Source organism: Streptomyces sp. ID05-39B (genome assembly GCF_033794725.1).
Taxonomy (GTDB): domain Bacteria; phylum Actinomycetota; class Actinomycetes; order Streptomycetales; family Streptomycetaceae; genus Streptomyces; species Streptomyces bobili.
The window spans coordinates 1-5572 of the sequence record NZ_JARGEF010000370.1; the positions used below are offsets into that span (position 1 = coordinate 1).

Consider the following 5572-nt stretch of genomic DNA (forward strand, 5'->3'; position numbering starts at 1 on the left):
ACCCCCGTCGTCCCCCGTGATCCCCCCTGGATCCTCCGTGGGCCTTCGGTGTGACACCGTTAAGAGCGCGCACACCGGCCCCTGATACACCCCGGGAGAAAAAAGTCCCCCGGACTTCTCGTCCGGGGGACTTCTGTCGTCTGGGAGCGGCCGGTTCAGCGAGTGAAGCAAGCCTGCTGTGAGGCCGCGCAGGACTACAGCGGCAGCGCCTGTGCCGCCTGGCCCACCTCGACGGAGTCGACCGGCGCGGGCACGGCCGCCGGCAAGGGCTCCGTCTCCTCCACCCGATGCTGCGGAAAGGAGACCGCACGCAGTTGCCGCGGCCCCGACACGATCGCGTAGTCCTGCCCGAGGAACGGCGGAACGATCTCACCCGGGTCCTCGCCGAGCGCCAACTGCACCGCTGCCCAAGGGGCGTTGACCCCGCACAGGGACAGCTGGTGCAGGCCGCCGGCCGGACGCGTGTTGACGTCCATCAGGACCGGCACATCCCCGAACATCCGGAACTGGATGTTGGACAGATAGTGCAGCCCGAAGCCCTCGGCGATCCGCCGGGCCGGCTCCAGCCACTGCTCCTGGAGGGTGAAACCCCGGCGGCGGCCGTTCTTGGTTCGGCCGATCGACAGCCGGATCCGGTTGTCCGGACCGGTCAGGCAGTCCACCGACACCTCCGGCTGCTCCAGCCGCGGCATCACCAGCCAGTCCACCTGCTCCTCGGCCTGCTTCAGCGCCTCGACGACCATGTCCAGCTGGACGTACGGCGTCGGGAAGCCGCTGAGCTGCGACAGGGAGAAGGGGGAGTGGGTGATCATGCGGAAGCCCACGCCGCCCGCGCCGGACGCCGGCTTGAAGCACGCCCTGTGGCCGTCGGCCTCCAACTCGTCGACAGCCGCGACGAGTTCGTCCGCCGTTCGCACCCGCCGCCACGGCGGCACGGGCACGCCGATCGCCTGGACGGCCTCGTAGGCGATCACCTTGTCGTGGAAGACGGCGACAGCCTCGGGCGGCGGCGCCAGGAGCGCCGTACCGGCCGCGGCGAAGTCGGCGCGGTGCGCCACGATCGCCGACTGGTGCAGCCGGGGCACGAACACGTCGATACCGCGGCGCCGGCACTGGTCGAGGGCGTACTCCACGTACCCGGCGGGGGACAGACCCTCCGGTTCGAGATCGGCGGTGTCGGCGGCGGCCAGGACGGGAGAATCGGCGTCACCGTGCGTGGCGTGGATGTCCACGGCCCGGTCGCTCGGGTTTCTCCGCAGCTGATCCATGAAGAACACGTTCTCCGCGTACGTGCGGTTGAGCCAGACGCGTACGCGAGAGACCATGCAGGCCGCCTTTCACGGTTCGCGGGCAGGGCGAAGCAGGCCCGGCCCGGGCAGGGGGAGTGGAGGGACACCAAACCGCCGTGCGCGACGGGAGGTCGGGGCGGTGGTGTTGGGGCGATCATACGGGCTCCCGAAGGTGCCGCGTGCAACGCGCGTGTTACGGATTTTCCGATCATGTTCGTACGGGGCGGGAGCGCGGTAAGGATGGGGGAGCCGCGGTGTCGATCCCGCGTGCGCGGTGACGGGTGACAGTCGGGGAACGGGAGCACAGGGTGACGTCGACGGCCGGTGGAGCCGGGCAATTACTGGCCATCAGCGATCTGCACATCGGCTATCCGGAGAACCGGGCCCTGGTGGAGGGCATGGCCCCGGAGAGCGACGAGGACTGGCTGCTGGTCGCCGGTGACGTCTCGGAGAACGTGTCCGACATCCACTGGACCCTGAAAACCCTCGCAAGCCGTTTCCGCAAGGTCGTCTGGACCCCCGGCAACCACGAACTGTGGACCCACCCCAAGGACACCGTCACGCTGCGCGGCGTCGCCCGCTACGAGCACCTCGTCGAGATGTGCCGCGAGCTGGACGTGATCACCCCCGAGGACCCCTACCCGGTCTGGGAGGGTCCCGGCGGCCCCGTCGCGATCGCCCCGCTGTTCCTCCTCTACGACTACTCGTTCCTCCCGGCGGGCTGCGCCACCAAGGAGGAGGGGCTGGAGTACGCGCACGGGACCGGCGTCGTGTGCAACGACGAGTACCTGCTGCACCCCGACCCCTATCCGACCCGCGAGGACTGGTGCAGGGCCCGCGTCGCCGAGACCGAGCGCCGGCTCGCCGCCCTCCCGGAGGACCTGCCCACCGTCCTCGTCAACCACTACCCGCTGGACCGGCATCCCACCGACGTCCTGTGGTATCCCGAGTTCGCCATGTGGTGCGGCACCCGGCTGACCGCGGACTGGCACCGACGCTTCCGCGTCGCCGCCATGGTCTACGGCCATCTGCACATCCCCCGGACCACCTGGCACGAGGGTGTCCGCTTCGAGGAGGTGTCGGTGGGCTACCCCCGCGAGTGGCGCAAGCGCCCGCAGCCACCGGGCCGGCTGCGCCGCATCCTGCCCTGGAAGGACGAGAGCGCGTGATCGAGGAGCTGCTGCCGGAGACGGTGGTCGCCGTGGAGGCGCACGGAGAGGACGGCGTCCGCGAGTTCGGCGACGGCCCGCTGTACCCGCAGGAGGAGGCGCTGGTGGCACGCGCCGTGGCCAAACGCCGCCGCGAGTTCACCCTCGTACGCTCCTGCGCCCGCCGCGCCATGGAGAAGCTCGGCGTGCCCCCGCAGGCGGTGCTGCCCGGTGAACGCGGCGCCCCGACGTGGCCGGCCGGGCTGGCCGGCAGCATGACCCACTGCGACGGCTACGCCGCGGCCGCCCTGGTCCGGGCCGGCGACCTGGCCTCGCTCGGCATCGACGCCGAACCGCACCAGCCGCTCCCGGACGGCGTCCTGTCCGCCATCGCGCTGCCCGCGGAGCGCGAACGGCTGCGCCGGCTGGCCGCGGACCGGCCCGAGGTGCACTGGGACCGGCTGCTGTTCAGCGCCAAGGAGTCCGTCTACAAGGCGTGGTTCCCCCTCACCCGCAAGTGGCTGGACTTCAGCGAGGCCGACATCGAGATCGACGCCGGCCCCGCGGGCGCCGGCCAGGGCACCCTGCGGGCCCGCCTCCTCGTCCCGGGGCCGGTGGTCGACGGCTGCCGTCTCGGACACTTCGAGGGCGGCTGGACCGTCGGGCGGGGACTGGTGGCCACGGCGATCACCGTCCCGCACGGCTGAGCCTCCCGGCGGACCACGACCCCCGCCGTCAGTGCCTTCGCGGTCCCCGCCGTCACCGGTCCGGGAGCCAGCTGTGCAGCAGGCGGAAGAACTCCTCCTCGTTGCCCGCGAGGCCCGCGTCCGCCAGGGCCCGTTCCGCCTCCGCGAGGACGGCGGGCGGCACCACCGGCGGCCGGCGGTCCTGCGGCGGACCGCCCGCGTCGTCCCCGAACGCCGCCCGGACGGTGTGCAGCAGCCGCAGATAGGCCTGCACGGCGGTGCGCTCGCGGTCGGTCAGTACGGCAGTGGGCATCGGTCGGCTCTCCCCGTGTCGGCGTCGTCTCCCACGCGCTCGGCGGCGCGTACGCCCCTGTACAGCGGCGTACCTCCCAGCTTGCCGTCCACCACTGACAATCCGGCTTTCCCCGGCACCGGTTCGCCCGCTCAGCGGAGGCGAAACCTCGGCGAAATCCCCCGGGGGAAAGCAGCCCTACGCTGGGAGGAAGAGCTTTCGGCCGACCGCCGGAGGCCACGGTGACGGGAGGCGAACGGGTGGCCGACACCCCGCAGAACCGCCCCGCGCGGGCCCCACGGCTGCGCCGGGTCGGCGACGGTGAACTCCAGGTGCGCCACCGTGTCCTGCACGGCTACCGGCGCGCCTTCCGGATGGCCGGGGAGGGACCGGCGCTGGTCCTCATCCACGGCATCGGGGACTCCTCCGCCACCTGGGCCGAGCTGATCCCCGACCTCGCCCGCACCCACACCGTGGTCGCCCCCGACCTCCTCGGTCACGGCGCCTCCGACAAGCCGCGCGCCGACTACTCGGTGGCCGCCTACGCCAACGGCCTGCGGGACCTGCTCAGCACGCTCGGCATCGAGTCGGCGACCCTGGTCGGTCACTCCCTGGGCGGGGGAGTGGCCATGCAGTTCGCCTACCAGTTCCCCGAGCGCACCGAACGCCTCATTCTCGTCAGCGCGGGCGGTGTCGGCCGTGAGGTCAACCCCGGCCTGCGGCTGGTGTCACTGCCCGGCGCCCATCTGGCGCTCTGCGCACTGCGGTTGCCCGGCATGCGACTCCAGGTCGGTCTCGCCGTACGGCTGATGAGGCTCCTGGACACCGATCTGGCGCAGGACGCACCCGAGTTGCTCACCCTCGTCGACGCCCTGCCCGACGAGACCTCGCGCAACGCCTTCATCCGCACCCTGCGAGCGGTCGTCGACTGGCGCGGCCAGGTCGTCACCATGCTCGACCGCTGCTATCTGACCGAGGGCATGCCGACCATGCTGCTGTGGGGCGACCGGGACAGTGTCGTGCCGGTCCGCCACGCGTACGGGGCGCACGAGGCGATGCCCGGCAGCCGGCTGGAGATCTTCGAGGGCGCCGGGCACTTCCCGTTCCACACCGACCCGGCCCGGTTCCGCTCCCTGGTCGAGGAGTTCACCCGCACCACGGCACCGGCCAACTGGAGCCGCGACCGCTGGCGCGGCCTGCTGCTTGAGGGCCGGCCCGGTGCGGGCGCCTCACCCGCGGCCGGGGAGAGGGACCTGAAGGAGGCCGGCGAGCGCAGCGCCACGTGATGACCTGACGGACGGTCGGTCGGTCCGAGCCGCGAGGCCGCTCAGCGGCCGGCCCGGTCCTGCGGTCCCAGGTACCCCAGTGCCGCCTCGATCCGGCCCGCCAGGTGGTCGCGCCGCCCGCGGCCGCGTGGCGCCGAACCGGCCAGCCAGCTACGGCACTTGCTGGCGAGGAGCAGTCCGAAGCTCTCGGCGTCCCGCTCGTCGGCCTGGTCGAACCTGGTGCGCGCGGCGACCCTGCGGACCGTCGCCCCGAGGTCCACCCCGTCGTCGAGCAGCCGGGCCGCCACCGCGGTGCCTTCCACGTGGTGGCCGTGGTGCCCGGCCTCCATGTGCCACAGCTCATGGCCCAGGATCACCAACTGGTGGCCGGGAGCGGTGCGTTCCTCGATCACCACGAGATCCTGGTCGGCCATGTCGAGCCACAGGCCGCTGGCCGTGCCGGGCGGGAACGCGGCCGTACGGAAGGTGACCGGGCGGCCGCGGCGGCGGCTCATGCCGTCGCACAGGGCCGCGTACAGGTCGGCCGGGGCGGCAGGGGCCGACAGGGTCAGGTCCCCGACCAGTTCGCCGCACAGGCGGCGCATGTCCTTTGCGATGCCCACGCCTCTCCTGGTTCTCCCCCAGCTCACGACTCGGGCCGCTTCACGCTCTCCAGGAGCATGTCCAGCCACTCGGCGACCTTGTCGCGGTGCTGGTCGGTGGGGAGTTGGGCGGCCCGCCAGGCGATCCCGCGCACTCCGTGGTCCTGGAGGAGGCGCTCCAGCGGATCCGGGGCCGCCGCGGCGGCCTCCCGGGCGGCGAGTTTCTGCAGCAGTTCCTGCTCGATGTGCTGCAGGGCGCCCGCCAACGCCTCCGGGTCCTCCGCCGTGAG

Annotated in this window: 6 protein-coding genes and 1 pseudogene; 3 read left to right on the forward strand and 4 right to left on the reverse strand. The window is 72.4% G+C overall.

Annotation, left to right across the window (positions count from 1 at the left end; translation table 11 throughout):
• Positions 1–194: 194 nt before the first annotated feature.
• Positions 195–1325, reverse strand: coding sequence for an ATP-grasp domain-containing protein (locus P1P75_RS39165; protein WP_319264371.1), 1131 nt, complete (start codon positions 1323–1325; stop codon positions 195–197).
• Between the two features lie 272 nt (positions 1326–1597).
• Here P1P75_RS39165 and P1P75_RS39170 point away from each other — a divergent pair, with 272 nt between their 5' ends.
• Positions 1598–2458, forward strand: coding sequence for a metallophosphoesterase (locus P1P75_RS39170; protein WP_319264373.1), 861 nt, complete (start codon positions 1598–1600; stop codon positions 2456–2458).
• Positions 2455–3144, forward strand: a complete 690-nt coding sequence (locus tag P1P75_RS39175; protein ID WP_319264375.1) for a 4'-phosphopantetheinyl transferase superfamily protein — start codon at positions 2455–2457, stop codon at positions 3142–3144. Before P1P75_RS39170 ends, P1P75_RS39175 begins: the two co-directional genes overlap by 4 nt.
• Positions 3145–3196: 52 nt before the next feature.
• Here P1P75_RS39175 and P1P75_RS39180 read toward each other — a convergent pair whose 3' ends face one another.
• The gene (locus tag P1P75_RS39180; RefSeq protein ID WP_319264377.1) at positions 3197–3436 is read right to left on the reverse strand and encodes a hypothetical protein; all 240 of its coding nucleotides are present in this window, start codon (positions 3434–3436) and stop codon (positions 3197–3199) included.
• A gap of 239 nt (positions 3437–3675) precedes the next feature.
• On the opposite strand from P1P75_RS39180, the gene P1P75_RS39185 reads away from it, so the two are divergent.
• Positions 3676–4701: an alpha/beta hydrolase gene (locus P1P75_RS39185; protein WP_319264378.1), complete on the forward strand. Its 1026-nt coding sequence runs from the start codon at positions 3676–3678 to the stop codon at positions 4699–4701.
• A 41-nt stretch (positions 4702–4742) separates the two neighbouring features.
• On the opposite strand, the gene P1P75_RS39190 is transcribed toward P1P75_RS39185, so the two are convergent.
• Both P1P75_RS39190 and P1P75_RS39195 read right to left on the reverse strand, forming a co-directional pair.
• Entirely contained in the window at positions 4743–5285 is a 543-nt protein-coding gene (locus tag P1P75_RS39190) for a toxin-antitoxin system, toxin component (RefSeq protein WP_319264380.1), read from the reverse strand.
• A gap of 41 nt (positions 5286–5326) precedes the next feature.
• Positions 5327–5572, reverse strand: a pseudogene (locus P1P75_RS39195) (transcriptional regulator); the annotation flags it as partial.